Origin of the sequence: Pseudomonas sp. 67(2021), from assembly GCF_017491835.1 — a bacterium.
In the GTDB taxonomy this organism is placed as follows: domain Bacteria; phylum Pseudomonadota; class Gammaproteobacteria; order Pseudomonadales; family Pseudomonadaceae; genus Aquipseudomonas; species Aquipseudomonas atacamensis.
Window position 1 is genome coordinate 66,995 of the sequence record NZ_JAFGYL010000009.1, and the last position, 14,740, is coordinate 81,734.

Sequence of the window (14,740 nt, forward strand, 5' to 3'; positions counted from 1 at the left end):
AAATCTCTAAGGTTGTGTCTGCGCCCCAGGCACCACCAGCTCCCCCACACAAGCCCCACGCAAATACCCCTCGAACTGCTCGATAATCGCTGCCCAGCCCTGGCGACTGCCATGCTGCCGCGCATTCAGCCGCACACAGCGCAACCGCTCATCCTCCTCCAGTAACCACGCCGCCGCTTCGCAAAACGCCTGCTCATCGCCGGGCATGGCTGACACGCCGTTGTAGCCGTGGCGAATATGCTGCGCCGCGGCTGCCTGATCATAGGCAACGACGCCGAGTCCCGAAGCCAGGGCTTCCAGCACCACATTGCCGAAGGTTTCGGTCAGGCTGGGAAATACGAACAGATCTCCTGAGGCGTAGTGCGCCGCCAGGGCTTCTCCCCGTTGCGCGCCGCAGAAGATCGCCTCCGGCAGTTCTTTTTCCAGCGCCGAACGCTGCGGGCCATCTCCGACCACGATCAGCTTCAGATGGCGCTGTGGATAAGTTTCGCGCAAACCTTCAAAGCAGCGTTTGAGCAGGCCCAGATTTTTCTCCGGGGCGAGCCTTCCTACGTGGATGACCGCGATATCCGTCTCAGAGAGTCCCCATTGCTCACGCAACGCGGTCTGACGTTTGCTCGGATGAAACAACTGGCTGTCCACACCCCGCGACAACAACGCCAGCCGCTCGAAATGCCGCCGCTCCAGTTCCAGGCGCTGACTGACGCTCGGCACCAGAGTCATTGCCGAACGATTGTGAAACCAGCGCAGGTAATGAGTGAGCATCCGCGTCAGCAGACCGAGGCCGTACTGGCTGGTGTATTGCTGGAAGTTGGTGTGAAAACCGCTCACCACCGCAATCCCCAGGCGCCGTGCGGCGCGCAGTGCCGACAACCCGAGCGGGCCTTCCGTGGCGATGTACAGCACATCCGGCCGCTGGCGTTTCCAGCGGCGCAGCAGTTTATGCATCGACGACTGGCCCCATTGCAGTCCCGGATAGCCCGGTAGTGGCCATCCGCGACACAGCAACAGTGCATCGTCTTCGCTGCGTTGCGGATCGGTGGCCTGGCGCGGGCGCACGAGCTCCACCTGATGCCCACGTGCGCGCAAACCCTCGCACAAGCGGCCAAGGGTATTGGCCACGCCGTTGATTTCCGGTGGGAAGGTTTCGCTGATGAGGGTGATATGTAGAGCTGTCGTCATGACCTCAGTGTCGGCTGAGGCCATGTCGAGCTTGTTACGGTCGGATGATGGATTTGTGACGCGATCAGTGCTGGATCACCAGATTTTCGGCACCACGCTCGCGCACCCAGAACAACGTCGCCCCGGCTACCGCCGCCGGCATCATCAGGATATTGACCACCGGAATCAGCAGCACCAGATAGACGATCCCGCCAAAGCTCATGCTCTGCCAGCGCTTTTGCCGCAGCCAGGCGAGCATCTCGTTCCAGCCGAGTTTGTGGTTGTCCGCCGGGTAGTCGATGTACTGGATGGCCATCATCCACACGCCGAACAGCAGCCATAACGGCGCGGCGACGATATTCACCACCGGGATGAACGACAGGATGAACAGGCCGATGGCGCGCGGCAGGAAGTAGCCGAGCTTGCGCATTTCCCGGGAGAGGGTGCGCGGGATCATCGCGATCAGTTCGCCCCAGCTGAACGCCGGGAAATCATCGGTGCCGCGCACCACCACTTCGACTTTCTCCGCGAGGAAGCCGTTGAACGGTGCGGCAATGATGTTGGCGAGCATGGTGAAGGTGAAAAACACCATCAAGGCCACCAGGACCACGAACAATGGCCAGAGGATATAGCTGAGGAAACTTAGCCATTCAGGCAACGACGGCATCAGCGTGTCGACCCACAGGCTGAACTGGTGGCCGGCCAGATAGATCAATCCGACGAACAGCACCAGGTTGATGGCCAGCGGCAACAACACGAACAGGCGCAGGCCAGGGCTCAGGACCAGTTTGAGGCCTTCGCGCAGGTATTGCGGGCCGGACAGAACAGGGGCGGGCATAAGGTGCTCCGAAGCAAGGGAAAACGCGCCGACGTTACCGGCTTTGCCCCAGCGGCGAAAGCGCGGCAGAGCAATCGACATTCACTGTAACAAAGAGGTCTATCTCGTCAGCGTCTCGGCATAGAGACCACCTATGAGCTGGATTGTTAAACCGTATTTCCTTAATCTTGCCCCCCTCGATACGCTGCACCCAACTTTTTACAGGACTGTCGAGTTCAAGCCTTCCCCAAGGTGTCCACGGTCCTTTTTTATTCCGCCGGCCGTCCGGCGTCCGCGCCAGATTTTTCATGGCCGGCCAACAGGAGCAGATTCATGTCTGAAGTCCGTCATTCGCGAGTGATCATTCTCGGTTCCGGCCCCGCCGGCTACAGCGCTGCGGTCTACGCGGCCCGCGCCAACCTCAAGCCACTGCTGATCACCGGCATGCAGGCCGGCGGTCAACTGACCACCACCACCGAAGTCGACAACTGGCCGGGAGATGTTCATGGTCTGACCGGTCCGGTGCTGATGGAGCGCATGCGCGAGCACGCCGAGCGTTTTGAGACCGAGATCGTCTTCGATCACATCAACGCCGTGGACTTTGCAGCCAAGCCCTACACCCTGACCGGCGACAGCGCCGTGTATACCTGCGATGCGCTGATTATCGCTACCGGCGCCAGCGCCCGTTATCTGGGCCTGCCTTCGGAAGAAGCGTTCATGGGCAAAGGCGTTTCGGCCTGCGCGACCTGCGACGGTTTCTTCTACCGCAACAAGCCGGTCGCCGTGGTTGGCGGTGGCAACACTGCTGTCGAAGAAGCGCTGTACCTGGCTAACATCGCCAGCACCGTGACCCTGATTCACCGTCGCGAAACCTTCCGCGCCGAGAAGATCCTGATCGACAAGCTCAACGCCCGTGTGGCTGAAGGCAAGATCATCCTCAAGTTGAACGCCAACCTGGACGAAGTCCTCGGCGACAACATGGGCGTCACCGGTGCGCGTCTGCGCAACAACGATGGCAGCTTCGACGAAATCAAAGTCGATGGCGTGTTCATCGCCATCGGCCACACTCCGAACACGTCGCTGTTCGAAGGCCAGTTGACCCTGAAAGACGGTTACCTGGTTGTGCAGGGCGGCCGCGAAGGCAATGCGACGGCCACCAGCGTCGAAGGCATCTTCGCTGCCGGTGACGTGGCTGACCACGTTTACCGTCAGGCCATCACCTCGGCCGGCGCCGGTTGCATGGCGGCACTGGACACCGAGCGCTACTTGGACGGCCTGCAGAACGCCACGTTCTAAGACCGCAGGGCACAAAAAAAACCGGCCAGAGATTGGCCGGTTTTTTTGTGCACGCTCTTCCTGCTCCAACGCAATTCGATCGTTCCCACGCTCTGCGTGGGAATGCAGCCCGAGACGCTCTGCCTCCCAAAGCGGACGCAGAGCGTCCAATGAGGCATTCCCACGCAGAGCGTGGGAACGATCCGAATCCCGTTGTTAGCGGCGGGTCAGCGGTTGTGCGGTGAATTTCACCCCGGCCAGGCCGTGCTTGATCAACGCGCGAATATTGCCGTGATCGCTGCCCTCAGGCGTCGCCAGTACCGAACGGTAATGCTCGCCGAAAGCCAGCAGCGCTTCTTCATCGCTCAGCCCCTCAAGCAATGCGAGGCCCAGTGTCTTGCACGAGCCTTCATTCTGCCCGGCAGCGTTTTCCACGCCGCCGTTGTTGAATGCTTGCGGCTGGTAGTCGTAACCGTCGGCGATGAACGCCAGAGTGTCGGCGAAAGCATGCTCGCCACTCTTGAGGCTGGCGCGCAGGGTGTTCAAATCAGTCATTGGGTTTTCCTTTGGCAAACGCTGCTTGCTGCTCGGCGCTGGCTTCTTGCTGGTATTGGGCTTTCCACTCGGCGTAGGGCATGCCGTACACCACTTCGCGGGCGTCATCGAGGCTGACCTCGATCTGGCGTTGGTCGGCTTCGGCCTTGTACCACTTCGACAGGCAGTTGCGGCAGAACCCGGCAAGGTTCATCAGGTCGATGTTCTGCACGTCCTTGCGGCTGTCGAGGTGGGCGACCAGTCGGCGAAAGGCGGCGGCTTCGAGTTCCAGGCGTTGTTGATCAGTCATGAGGGGTCTCTTCGAGACAGCTTTGAGCGGCAAGCTTCAAGCTGCAAGATTGGATCGGGGTCGGCGGTTAGCTTACCGCTTGAAGCTTGAAGCTTGAAGCTCAGCGGCTCGCCGCGAGCGTAATCGATACCGATTCGGCGAAGCGCAGGGCGTGCGGTTTGTCGACTTCGACTTCGGCGTACAGCACCGATGCATTGGTCATCACCAGGTCGAGCAATTCCTGGGTCAGGCGTTCGAGCAGGGCGAAGCGGTTAATTTCGACGTGGGCGATGATCGCTTTGGTGATGGTGCGGTAATTCAGCGCGTGGTCGATGTCGTTGTCACGCACCGCCTCCTGCGCCGCGTACAGAATGGTCAGGTTGATCAGCACATCCTGCTTGTTGAGGATTTCGTCCTCGTTGATGCCGATAAAGGTGCGCAGGCGCAGATCCTTGACCCGGATGCGCGCCATCCCCGGTTGAAGTTGTGGCATTGATTTGCTCCGTCCAGTCTATTGCAGGCGTTCTGGTGGATCTTACTCGACTCGCGGCCGAAGCGGGACGGCCTATTTGACGTGCCGTCCACCGTTGACGGTGAGGGTCGTGCCGGTGACATAGGGATTGTCGAGCAGATAGCGCAGGCTCTGATAGATCACCTCGCTGCCGGGCTCGATACCCAACGCGGACTTGGCCAACGCCTTGGCGCGGTACGCCGCGTCATCGTCGGGGTTGAACAATAACAGCGCCGGGGCGATGCCGTTGACCTTGATGGCCGGCGCAAAGCGCGCGGCAAACGACAGGGTCAGACTGTCGAGCCCGGCCTTGCTGGCGCAGTAACCGATGTGCTTGCTGCTGCCTTTGCGGGTGACATCGTCGCTGATGTGGATGATGTCGGCAGGCGTCGAGCGCTGCAGCAACTCGGCGCAGTGCAGGTTGATCAGGTAAGGCGCGAGCATGTGAATGTTGAACATGCGATTGAAGGCTTGTGCTTCGCTGCCCTGGGTTTCCGCCAGCCATTCGGAGGCGTTGTGCACGACGGCGCGCAAGCTGTCGGTGTGGGCTTTCAGCGCGTCGATGAAGGCAAGAATCCCGGCCTCGCTGGAAAAGTCCGCGAACAGCGCTGTCGCGCCAAGATCGCGAAGGGCCTGCACGCCCGGTCGCTCGGTGCGGTAAGTGAAAATCAGCGGGTGGCCGTCCTCGATCAAGCGCTGCGCGCAGTGCAAACCGACACGCTGGCCGGCGCCGGTGATGAGGATCGGGGCTGCGGAATCTGGCATGGGCGGCTCGCATCGCGGTTGAAGCGAAAACTATAACAGGCTCGCCGCCCGCTGCAGATCAGCGATTCTGCGCCGACGGTGCGCCAGCCAATGGCCGCGTCGGCGTGCTGTTCAACCAGTTCGCCAGCAGGCGCGTCGACAACGGGATGAAGAAATACACCATCAGCGGCGTCAGGCACGCCGTGCCGATCAATATCCGCGGCAACAGGCTCAACTCAGCCAGCAGCGGGCCGAGGATAAAGTTGAAAATCAGCGACACCGGGAAAAACGCCAGCCAGATCGCCACGGCCTGTTTCCAGCGCGGTGGGCGTTGCCCGGCAGCACCAAACCAGCCTTCAATGCCGCTGACCCGGTGCTCTTTAGGATGTTCGAACAAATCGCTGCCGCGGTTAAGCCAGGCGGTACGCGACGCCGAGTATTCCCAAGCATGCAGGGTCTGCTCATCGACAAAGCGAAAGATGATCTGGAATTCGTTGTCACCGGGCGGTGGCGCAAGGACGCCGGAACCCAGGTAGCCGGGGAAGTCGGTGGCCAGTTGTTCGCCTTCGCGCAACCATGCAATGAGATCGTGATAGCGGCCATCAGCGACGCGACGCGCTACCATCAACGTAACGGGGGAAGTAGACATTTTGTATCTCCGTATTTCGAGCACGTCGTTCCGGGTAGGAGCTTCGCCTGACGCAGGCCGGGGTAGAGGCCTGCGCTTTACAACAAGCAAGGATTATTCCTGATTTTGTCGATTAAACCAGCCATATTCGTCGCAGATCACTACTTGAAGGTTTCCAGTCCATCATGTTTAAAATGGGATCCAATAAACCGACATGGAAGTTGACCGCCAGATGCCTGTAATCACGGATACTCGCCCGGCCTCAACAGCACCCGGCACGCTCGAACGCGAAGAGCTGTTCCCCATCCGCGAAGTGGCGCGCCTCACCGGCGTCAATCCGGTGACCCTGCGGGCCTGGGAGCGTCGCTACGGATTGATCCAGCCGACCCGCACCGAAAGCGGGCATCGTTTGTATTCCATGAACGATATCGAGCGTGTTCGCAGCATCGTCGACTGGATCGATCGCGGCGTGGCCGTGAGCAAAGTCGGCAAGATCCTGGCGAAAACAGAGCCTCTGAAGGTGCTGGCAAACTTTATCCCCGATGACCATGTGCAGGCCGATTACAAGCAATGGCAGGAGCAGGTTCAGCAGGCGGTCAGTGCGTTCGACGATCAGCAGCTGGATCGCGTCTACGGACAGATTTTCTCGTCGTACACGCTGCCAGTGGTGTTCGAAGCCATCATCATGCCGTTGTGGCGGCAATTGCTGCAGCGCCAGGACGCTTTCGGGCAAACCAGCGAATGGTTGTTTCTCGACGGATTTCTCAGGGCGCGTGTGTTGCAGCGCATCGTCATGTTGCGGGGGGCTCAACCGCGCCGGGTGGTCGTCAGTGCGCTTGCGGGGCAATGCAGAGAGCTTGAGTTGCTGGTCGCGGCGCTGTTTCTCAGCGGCAACGATTCTGGCGTGCGGGTGCTGACTACGGGCCAGCCTTTCGATGAATTGACACTGGTCTGCGAAAAGGTCAAGCCTGACGCACTTGTGCTGTTTTCAAACCATGCCCCCGGTCCGGAGCTGCCCCGGCGCCTGAATCGTCTGGCACTGAGTCTGGATTGCCAATTGATGTTGGCCGGCGATGCCTCGGAACTGGCCGAAGACAGCCTGGCCGGTTCATCGGTGGCATGCCTGGGAAATGAGGGCGCGACAATGCGTCAACGCATGAAGCAATTCATGGCAGGCAAACTGGATACCTGAAACTCAGGCGTGCAGGGCGGGGTGGGTCAGGCGATGCTGTTGCAGGATGAACTGGCGCAAGCGCTCGGTTTCGTCGGCATCGGTCTGGCTCAGTTCGTAGGCGAAGAAACCTTGCTCGGTTTCACGCTCGAAATGGCCGCGCAACGAGATGCGCTCATAACCGGAAGGGCTGAACCACAGGGCGAAATGTTTCGGTGGTTTGGTCTTGTTGCGCACTTCCAGCAACACGCCTTTGTGCGATACCTCGTGTACCCACAGCGTGCCGGGCTGGCCTTTGGCGTTTTCCAATGCCACCGGCTCTTCCAATACCAGGCGCCACGGCCGCACCATCGGGCCGTCTTCATAGATGCTCGGCACACCGAGACGCAGATGCAGCGCGTGGAACTCGTCTTCCACCAGATGCAGCGGAAAAGTCATCTGTTGATTTTCGAAGTTGGCCTGGATCGTCACCTGCTCGTGAGCAGCCAGACGTGTCAGCAGGTCACGGATCTGCGAACCACCATTAACCAGCAGACTCGACGTTGCATCCCGCACGTTAAGTTGCGGGTTGTGCTGCATGGTCTGGATGAAATCCAGCTCGTCCTGGGTGAGGAGGGCGTCGCGTTGCATGGCTAACTCGAAGTGAATAGTTACAAAGTCATTGGTGATTGTAGTTAATGACCATCAGTTCGCGGTTTTGTTTGCGCCGTTCGTCGCTTTCAACGCCGCAAGCTCGCTTTGCAGTGCCGCGACCTGTGCTTCCAGCTGCGCAACCCGCTGCTGCGCCTTGACCTGAACCGTCACGTCTTTCTGCACGCCGATGAAATAAGTCTGCCCGTCATCGGCGTTCTTAACGGTCGAAAGCGACAGTTCGTTCCAGAACGGGGTGCCATCCTTGCGGTAGTTACGCAGGATTTCACGACATGAACCGCCCTCGCGCAATGTATCGCGAATCAGTTCCAGGCTCTCTTGGTCGCGGTCTCCAGACTGTAGGAAACGACAATCCTGATAAAGAATCTCCTCACTGCTGTAGCCGGTCAGCCGTTCAAAAGCGGGGTTGACGTAAATCAGGATGTTGTCCTGCTCGCCTTCCTTTTCAGCGACCACGATTCCGTCATTCGACGCATTAATCACCATTTGCAGCAGGCTGGCGTTGATCATCCGAGAATCCCTTCCGTTATGTCAGTGGCAGGCATTCTAGAAGAAAGCCGCGGACTGTCTATAGGCCAGCAGCTTCCATTGAGAGCCAATCGCAACTTCGCGGTATGGGCTGTTACTATCGCGGCTCTTTTTTTCAGTTCCAGGATCAGATTGATGAAAGTCGCCATCCTCTCCGGTTCGGTCTACGGCACCGCCGAAGAAGTCGCCCGCCACGCCCAGAACCTGCTGAAAGCCGCCGGCTTTGAAACCTTCTACAACTCGCGCGTCGCGTTGGCCGATATCCAGGCGTTCGGTCCCGAGGCCCTTCTCGCTGTGACTTCGACCACTGGCATGGGCGAGCTGCCAGACAACCTGCAACCGTTGTATTCGACCCTGCGCGATCAGCTGCCTGCTTCGTTGCGCGGCCTGCCCGGCGCGGTGATCGCCCTCGGTGATGCCAGCTACGGCGACACCTTCTGCGGCGGTGGCGAGCAGATGCGCGAACTGTTTGCCGAACTGGGGGTAAACGAGGTTCTGGAAATGCTGCGCATCGACGCCAGCGAAAGCGTCACGCCGGAAACCGATGCCGAGCCGTGGCTGGCGCAGTTGATTGAAGCGCTCAAGGGCTGATTGCGGGCAGTAATCGCTGCACCTTCTAAGCGTTGTTGCGTTGAAACGGGTCAAGGCTGTTTGCCCGGCTGACTCGTTCAGTCATCAAGCTGGCTGCCAATGCAACTACGCGATGCCCTGCGCCTGACTAGACTGCTGACACGAGCAGAACAAGAAGAACGCAGAGGTGCATACAGTGAGCGTAGCCCCCGTCCAATCGTCACCGAACGTCAAAGATCAGGTCAGCGCTGCCGAGTGGCAGACCCGTGTCGATCTTGCCGCCTGTTATCGCTTGGTCGCGCTGCACGGCTGGGACGATCTGATCTTCACGCATATCTCGGCCAAGGTGCCCGGCACCGAAGATTTCCTGATCAATCCGTTTGGCCTGATGTTTCATGAGATCACCGCATCAAGCCTGGTGAAAGTCGATCAGGCCGGCAACAAACTCATGGACAGCCCGTACGAAATCAACCCCGCCGGCTACACCATTCACAGCGCCGTCCACGAAGTGCGCCACGATGTGGTTTGCGTGCTGCATACGCACACTGCGTCGGGCGTTGCGGTGTCGGCGCAAAGGCAGGGGGTGCTGCCGATCAGTCAACAGTCACTGTTTGTGTTGTCGAGCCTGGCCTATCACGCCTACGAGGGCGTGGCCCTGAATCATGAAGAAAAGGCGCGCCTGCAAGCCGACCTCGGCGACAACAGTTTCCTCATGCTGCACAACCACGGTCTGCTGACTTGTGGCGGCACTATTGCCGATACGTTTCTGATGATGTTCACCTTCCAGCGAGCCTGCGACATTCAGGTCATGGCGCAGACTGGAGGTGCCGAACTGATCGCCATCGAACCGCAGATTCTCGCCGGCGCAAAGGCAATGATTGCCGGCGTCACCAAGAGCACGCAGGGCATGGGCGGCGCGCTGGCGTGGCCGGCGCTGCTGCGCAAACTCGACCTGCAAGATCCGGGGTATAAATTCTAATGCCGCTCGCCGAGATTCCTCTGAGTGTCTGGCGCAAGCGCAGCCGGACATTCGTTTTTCATGGCCAGTCGATCCGCTACTGGACAGTCGGGCAGGGTGAACCGTTGCTGTTGATTCACGGTTTCCCCACTGCCAGTTGGGATTGGCATTACCTGTGGCAGCCACTGGCGCAGCGTTATCAGGTGATCGCCTGCGACATGCTCGGTTTCGGCGATTCGGCAAAACCGCGCAATCACACCTACAGCCTGCTGGAACAGGCCGATCTGCAACAGGCACTGCTCGCCCATCTGCAGGTTGAACAAGCCGTGCACATCCTCGCTCACGACTACGGCGACAGCGTCGCTCAGGAACTGCTCGCGCGGCATTACGAAAAACGCATCGAAGTTGCCAGTTGCGTATTCCTTAATGGCGGTCTGTTTCCGGAAACCCATCGTCCGTTGCTGATGCAGAAACTGCTGCTCAGCCCGATTGGCTGGCTGCTTGGCCGCGCCTTCAGCCGTGAGGCGTTGGTCAAAGGTTTCCGGCAGATCTTCGGCCCGCAGACCCAGCCATCTGAAAGCGAACTGGATGATTACTGGAGCCTGGTCGACAGCAACCATGGCCCGCGCATCATGCACAAATTGATCACTTACATTCCTGAGCGCCGGGTGCAGCGCGAGCGCTGGGTGGCGGCCATGCAGCGTGGTGATATCCCTTCGCGAGTCATTGACGGTGCTGTCGATCCGATCTCCGGCGTGCACATGGTCGAGCGTTATCGCGAATTGATCCCTGATGCAGACACCGTGCTGTTGCCAGGCATCGGCCACTATCCGCAAACCGAGGCGCCGGCGCTGGTGCTCAAGCACTATCTGGCGTTTCGCGATCGTCTGGTATTGCCACCACGCAAAGTGGCGTACTCCTGATTCTCGCCGAGAGCACAGGCTCTCGGCGACCGGACACTCGATCATCCCTCAGCCTTATCGCGCACCATTCAGCCGCAGCCGTGTTCGTTGTGACCCAAAGCGTCGTGCCTGACACTCAGGTTCATTACCCCTTGGCCTGCTGGAGTTGCCGCGATGAATGAACCTGTGCGTTTCGAAGATAAAGTCGTGATTGTCACCGGCGCCGGTGGCGGCCTCGGGCGTGCCCATGCGCTGCTGTTCGCCAGACAGGGCGCGAGAGTGCTGGTCAACGATCTCGGTGGCTCGACGCAGGGCGAGGGCGCCAACGCTTCGGCTGCCGACCGCGTAGTGGCGGAAATCCGCGAGGCCGGCGGTATTGCCGAAGCCAACCACGACTCGGTGACTGACGGCGACAAACTGGTACAGAACGCCCTCGATGCCTTCGGCCGCGTCGACGTCGTGGTGAACAACGCCGGGATCCTGCGCGACAAGTCATTTCACAAGATGGACGACGCCGACTGGGATCTGGTCTATCGCGTCCACGTTGAAGGCGCCTACAAAGTCACCCGTGCTGCCTGGCCGCATCTGCGCGAGCAAAACTACGGTCGCGTGATTTTCACTGCGTCGACTTCTGGCATTTACGGCAATTTCGGTCAGTCCAACTACGGCATGGCCAAACTCGGGCTTTACGGGTTGACCCGAACGCTGGCGATCGAAGGGCGCAAGAACAACATTCTGGTCAACGCCATTGCCCCGACCGGCGGCACGCGCATGACCGAGGGCCTGATCCCGCCGCAAGTATTCGAGCAACTGAAGCCGGAACTGGTCAGCCCGCTGGTGGTGTACCTGGCCAGCGAGCAATGCCAGGAAACGTCCGGCCTGTTCGAGGTCGGCGGCGGCTGGATGGGCAAGGTGCGCTGGGAACGCAGCCTCGGTGCCGGCTTCGATCCGCGCGAGGGGTTCTCGCCAGAGGATGTGGCGGCGCACTGGCAGCAGATTTGTGATTTCGAAGGCGCGGCGCATCCGAAGGACAATATTGAAGCATTGAAGGAAATGATGGCGAATTTGCAGAAGTATTCGATTTGAGTGAAGAGGCCACCAGGCTCAGGCTTGGTGGCCTCGTGAATTCATGAGTATCTACGTTCAGTAATAAACTTCGGCGCCTTCCAATTTGGTCCCTTGATTGGAATTGGACCATCACCATTTGCCAGCACGCCTTCTTTGAAAAGTTGTGCATATGTCGTTAATAGCTCGCCGCTCGCGATAAGCTCGAATTTATATCGCCCAATCATTCTATCCAAGGATGGGTATGCCATGCCGATGCCGAAAGCCGTCAGTACATCAGCAATTGGTTCGTGCTTGAGAATTTCTTCGATAGGAATCATTGGCCTGTTCCTTTAAGCAATTGTTCATATATGCGTTGCATTTGCTTGTTTCCCGCCCGCAGCGCGTCAGGTGAATAAAGGACATGATCCTCGCTTCCGAGCTTGAAGTCCTCCAGCGTGGCGGTATGGGCATTATTCCAGGCGGGAGATCCGTTTTCGGGCTTGAAGTCATCGCTAAGTCCCATTGCTCGAAATCTTTCCAGTTCACGAATCTCATGGGTGTAATAACGTAAGTCCGTATCAGTAAGCTCCCAGTGGCCGCTTAAGATCTTTTCCAGCCGCTGAATCATGATGTCGTTGGCGTCTGATTGATCGAGCCGACCGATGTGCAGTTTTACCAAGTCTATACCTGACTTTGTAATAACCGCCGTACGCCAATCCAGATCGAGAATCGCTCCTCCCGCCGCCTCTGGATTGAAGTAGCGGCCGCTGTATTTGCCTCTGACTGAAGCTCCTTCATAGGGGTTGCTGAACACCACATACAGCGGTGCAATCCCGGAGTCATCAGGGAATACGATAATGAATCTCTCCCAGCCTTCGACGAGGATCGGGTTCAGGTCCAGTCGCCCTTCAAGCGGAAGAATCGGAGCCCCCGAGTACGCGGATGGTCTTTTCCCAAAGATGGGCAATTCAGTCGAGCTGTCTTGCGGTGAAATGGCGGGCGTCCATGTCAGGAAGTCAGTGGGAGAATCCGGTAACGCGACTTCATAAACATCATTGAGCGAGTCATACGCCGCATTCAGGACAGGGATGCTTGAGCGAATATGAAAGTCATCGTTGGTCGCAGCAAAGATTTGTACACCGGCATCGATTTGCCGGGCGCCCAAGCCGATATGCATCTCAAATATGCCCCGTTGATCGGCAATTTCACGCAATGCTCCCGCGGGCTCCGACGATAATTCAGCAAGTGGAACGCTCACCACAAACCGCTCGCCGTTGCCCAAGCGTGATGGCATGAGCAGCGCCGCAAATCCGACCAATGCCGGACTGCTCAACAGCGCGGGGCCGCCCGCTTCGAGTGTATGCAGGGCGGTACGCAGCGCTGCGAGAATTGACGAGGATTTTTCCGGACTCAGTACAGCAGCGACTGACGCAAATGAAAAAGCCGGACCAGTCGTTGCCTGCGCGCCGGATGCGGGAAATTCACGCTGAGTTTCGGGTGTTTCCACCCGCTGATCGCGCGATTGCTTTTCGCGTTCAGCCTGGAGGTTCTCTCTCTGGCGCTGAGCCTCTGCCAGTGCCTCCAACTGAGCGCGCTCCGCTGCCTGTTGTCGTTGCGCAGCTCGCGCCGCAAGCCTTGCTTGTTCTGACTCCAGACGCCTTGCTTCTGTCCTTGCCGCCTGTTGAATGCGCGCACGGATTCGTTGTCGCTTGGCCTCGGCGACTGCCATTTGGCGCTTTTGCTCGGCATCTGTTTGCGCTACCTGCTCCCGGCGCATCGCTTCGGCAATGTCACGCTGGCGCTGTTGCTCAGCGGCAATGTGGGCACGTTCTGCAGCTTGGCGTTGCGCCTCTGCCGCTGCCGCCTGGGCCTGATCCTGGGCTTGTACGGTGGCCAGCCAATTGAGTACGCCAGCCTGTTGCTGGTTGAGCAGCGCCAATGTCTGGCCCAGCAGCCGCGCTTCGTGGGCGGCCCGAAAGGACTCGCTCCACAACGCTCTGCTGCGGACCGCTGCGCCATGCGCGCGCCGATTGGCCGATGCCTGATTCAGGTAATCCTTGAAGGTTTTTCCCAGTGGATCGCTGCCATAAAAGCGGTTGGCGATGGCGGTCTGCCGTTGAAACTCGGCGCTCTTGCGTTGAATTAACGTGTTCCTGACGCCCACTTCGCGGGCCAGTGCTGCGGCAGGTGGCAGAGGATTGGTCGGTCCTTCCAGCCTGGTCGCCGCCAGTTCGACCTCAATGGTTTGGGGAATCGAGGCGGTTCTTGCGTTGAATTCCTGTTCCACGGCGACTTGCGTTTCATGCATCAATTCACGCGTCTGCGGATTGGCGCCGGCAGGGCCGAACATGCCGCTGTAGGAGTAATTCATGTCGCGTTCTTTGAATGGTTCGAAGCCATCAGGACCGAATTCCCTGATATGTACTGGATCCAGTTCTAAAGGTGGAGGCTTTGGCATATTCATGTCCTTTTGAATGTGCGTTTTCACTCGCTCGAAAAGTGCGCACGGGTGGCGATGACGTCCGTGTCACCAGCGAATGGTTGAGGTGTTTCAAGTTACCTCAGAGTGGCGGTAATCAAATCCGAGAAGCCCGTCAGTAACAGGGCGTTATGTCGAAAGGGTTTTCACGGGTTTTTATCGATGCAGAGGGTATTCATCCGAGCTTCGAAGAAATGTCTGACGCGCTGATCGGAAGCTTTGCCGAACCGCTATCCAGCCTTTTTAAACGCCCATAAAAAAGGCCGCTGCAAACGCAGCGGCCAAGGTAAGACGTTGGATCAAGGAGCTACAAATCAACGTCAGTGAACAGCGGGGCGGCAAACCGAAAACATCGATTTATCCAGAATCTGTAGCCAGTCGCTCGCGATTCAGCGTAGCGGGCTCCGCGCTTTGCGGCGTGTGCCGGGAAAGCGCGCTCAGAATAAGGTCTCAAGCCTGTAGGAAAAATACCGAT

At 58.8% G+C, this 14,740-nt stretch carries 17 protein-coding genes; 6 read left to right on the top strand and 11 right to left on the bottom strand.

All coding sequences use genetic code 11. The features are described 5' to 3' along the window. Positions 1-6: 6 nt before the first annotated feature. A complete protein-coding gene (locus tag J5M66_RS13545) occupies positions 7-1,206 on the bottom strand; it encodes a glycosyltransferase family 1 protein (protein ID WP_207808490.1) in 1,200 nt (399 codons plus the stop codon). 40 nt (positions 1,207-1,246) lie between these two features. After that, positions 1,247-1,999 (bottom strand): sulfate transporter CysZ, encoded by a 753-nt coding sequence (gene cysZ / locus J5M66_RS13550; protein WP_038861129.1) that lies wholly within the window; start codon positions 1,997-1,999, stop codon positions 1,247-1,249. Between the two features lie 312 nt (positions 2,000-2,311). On the opposite strand from cysZ, the gene trxB reads away from it, so the two are divergent. After that, the gene (gene trxB, locus J5M66_RS13555) at positions 2,312-3,274 is read left to right on the top strand and encodes a thioredoxin-disulfide reductase (protein WP_016771656.1); all 963 of its coding nucleotides are present in this window, start codon (positions 2,312-2,314) and stop codon (positions 3,272-3,274) included. Positions 3,275-3,469: 195 nt separating this feature from the next. Here the strand turns inward: trxB and J5M66_RS13560 are convergent, their stop codons facing one another. The 5 genes from J5M66_RS13560 to J5M66_RS13580 form a co-directional block, all read right to left on the bottom strand. Continuing rightward, a complete protein-coding gene (locus J5M66_RS13560) occupies positions 3,470-3,808 on the bottom strand; it encodes a HopJ type III effector protein (protein WP_207808488.1) in 339 nt (112 codons plus the stop codon). Further along, entirely contained in the window at positions 3,801-4,097 is a 297-nt protein-coding gene (locus tag J5M66_RS13565) for a DUF1244 domain-containing protein (RefSeq protein ID WP_056782977.1), read from the bottom strand. Before J5M66_RS13565 ends, J5M66_RS13560 begins: the two co-directional genes overlap by 8 nt. A 100-nt stretch (positions 4,098-4,197) precedes the next feature. After that, the gene (gene folX / locus J5M66_RS13570; protein ID WP_110600286.1) at positions 4,198-4,569 is read right to left on the bottom strand and encodes a dihydroneopterin triphosphate 2'-epimerase; all 372 of its coding nucleotides are present in this window, start codon (positions 4,567-4,569) and stop codon (positions 4,198-4,200) included. Between the two features lie 72 nt (positions 4,570-4,641). Next, positions 4,642-5,352, bottom strand: coding sequence for a dihydromonapterin reductase (gene folM, locus J5M66_RS13575; RefSeq protein ID WP_110600284.1), 711 nt, complete (start codon positions 5,350-5,352; stop codon positions 4,642-4,644). Positions 5,353-5,410: 58 nt separating this feature from the next. Beyond that, the gene (locus tag J5M66_RS13580) at positions 5,411-5,980 is read right to left on the bottom strand and encodes an antibiotic biosynthesis monooxygenase (RefSeq protein ID WP_024011637.1); all 570 of its coding nucleotides are present in this window, start codon (positions 5,978-5,980) and stop codon (positions 5,411-5,413) included. Between the two features lie 211 nt (positions 5,981-6,191). Between J5M66_RS13580 and J5M66_RS13585 the strand changes: the two genes are divergently transcribed. Continuing rightward, the gene (locus J5M66_RS13585; protein ID WP_110600300.1) at positions 6,192-7,151 is read left to right on the top strand and encodes a MerR family transcriptional regulator; all 960 of its coding nucleotides are present in this window, start codon (positions 6,192-6,194) and stop codon (positions 7,149-7,151) included. Between the two features lie 3 nt (positions 7,152-7,154). Here J5M66_RS13585 and J5M66_RS13590 read toward each other — a convergent pair whose 3' ends face one another. Beyond that, entirely contained in the window at positions 7,155-7,760 is a 606-nt protein-coding gene (locus tag J5M66_RS13590; protein ID WP_024011639.1) for a hypothetical protein, read from the bottom strand. Between the two features lie 54 nt (positions 7,761-7,814). Next, positions 7,815-8,291 carry a PAS domain-containing protein gene (locus tag J5M66_RS13595; protein WP_110600282.1) on the bottom strand — a complete coding sequence of 159 codons (477 nt, stop codon included), beginning with the start codon at positions 8,289-8,291 and terminating at the stop codon, positions 7,815-7,817. Between the two features lie 153 nt (positions 8,292-8,444). On the opposite strand from J5M66_RS13595, the gene J5M66_RS13600 reads away from it, so the two are divergent. The 4 genes from J5M66_RS13600 to J5M66_RS13615 all read left to right on the top strand — a co-directional run bounded on the left by J5M66_RS13600 (position 8,445) and on the right by J5M66_RS13615 (position 11,825). Then, complete coding sequence (locus tag J5M66_RS13600; RefSeq protein ID WP_110600280.1) at positions 8,445-8,900, top strand: flavodoxin; 456 nt, start codon at positions 8,445-8,447, stop codon at positions 8,898-8,900. A 175-nt stretch (positions 8,901-9,075) separates the two neighbouring features. After that, positions 9,076-9,858 (top strand): class II aldolase/adducin family protein, encoded by a 783-nt coding sequence (locus J5M66_RS13605; protein WP_110600278.1) that lies wholly within the window; start codon positions 9,076-9,078, stop codon positions 9,856-9,858. Further along, complete coding sequence (locus J5M66_RS13610; RefSeq protein ID WP_207808486.1) at positions 9,858-10,760, top strand: alpha/beta hydrolase; 903 nt, start codon at positions 9,858-9,860, stop codon at positions 10,758-10,760. Before J5M66_RS13605 ends, J5M66_RS13610 begins: the two co-directional genes overlap by 1 nt. Positions 10,761-10,913: 153 nt before the next feature. Continuing rightward, entirely contained in the window at positions 10,914-11,825 is a 912-nt protein-coding gene (locus tag J5M66_RS13615; protein ID WP_122610812.1) for an SDR family oxidoreductase, read from the top strand. Positions 11,826-11,866: 41 nt separating this feature from the next. On the opposite strand, the gene J5M66_RS13620 is transcribed toward J5M66_RS13615, so the two are convergent. Both J5M66_RS13620 and J5M66_RS13625 read right to left on the bottom strand, forming a co-directional pair. Beyond that, positions 11,867-12,124, bottom strand: coding sequence for an immunity protein (locus tag J5M66_RS13620; RefSeq protein ID WP_122508245.1), 258 nt, complete (start codon positions 12,122-12,124; stop codon positions 11,867-11,869). Next, a complete protein-coding gene (locus tag J5M66_RS13625) occupies positions 12,121-14,157 on the bottom strand; it encodes an S-type pyocin domain-containing protein (RefSeq protein ID WP_243432998.1) in 2,037 nt (678 codons plus the stop codon). The genes J5M66_RS13620 and J5M66_RS13625 overlap by 4 nt, the downstream gene beginning before the upstream one ends. Positions 14,158-14,740: the final 583 nt, after the last annotated feature.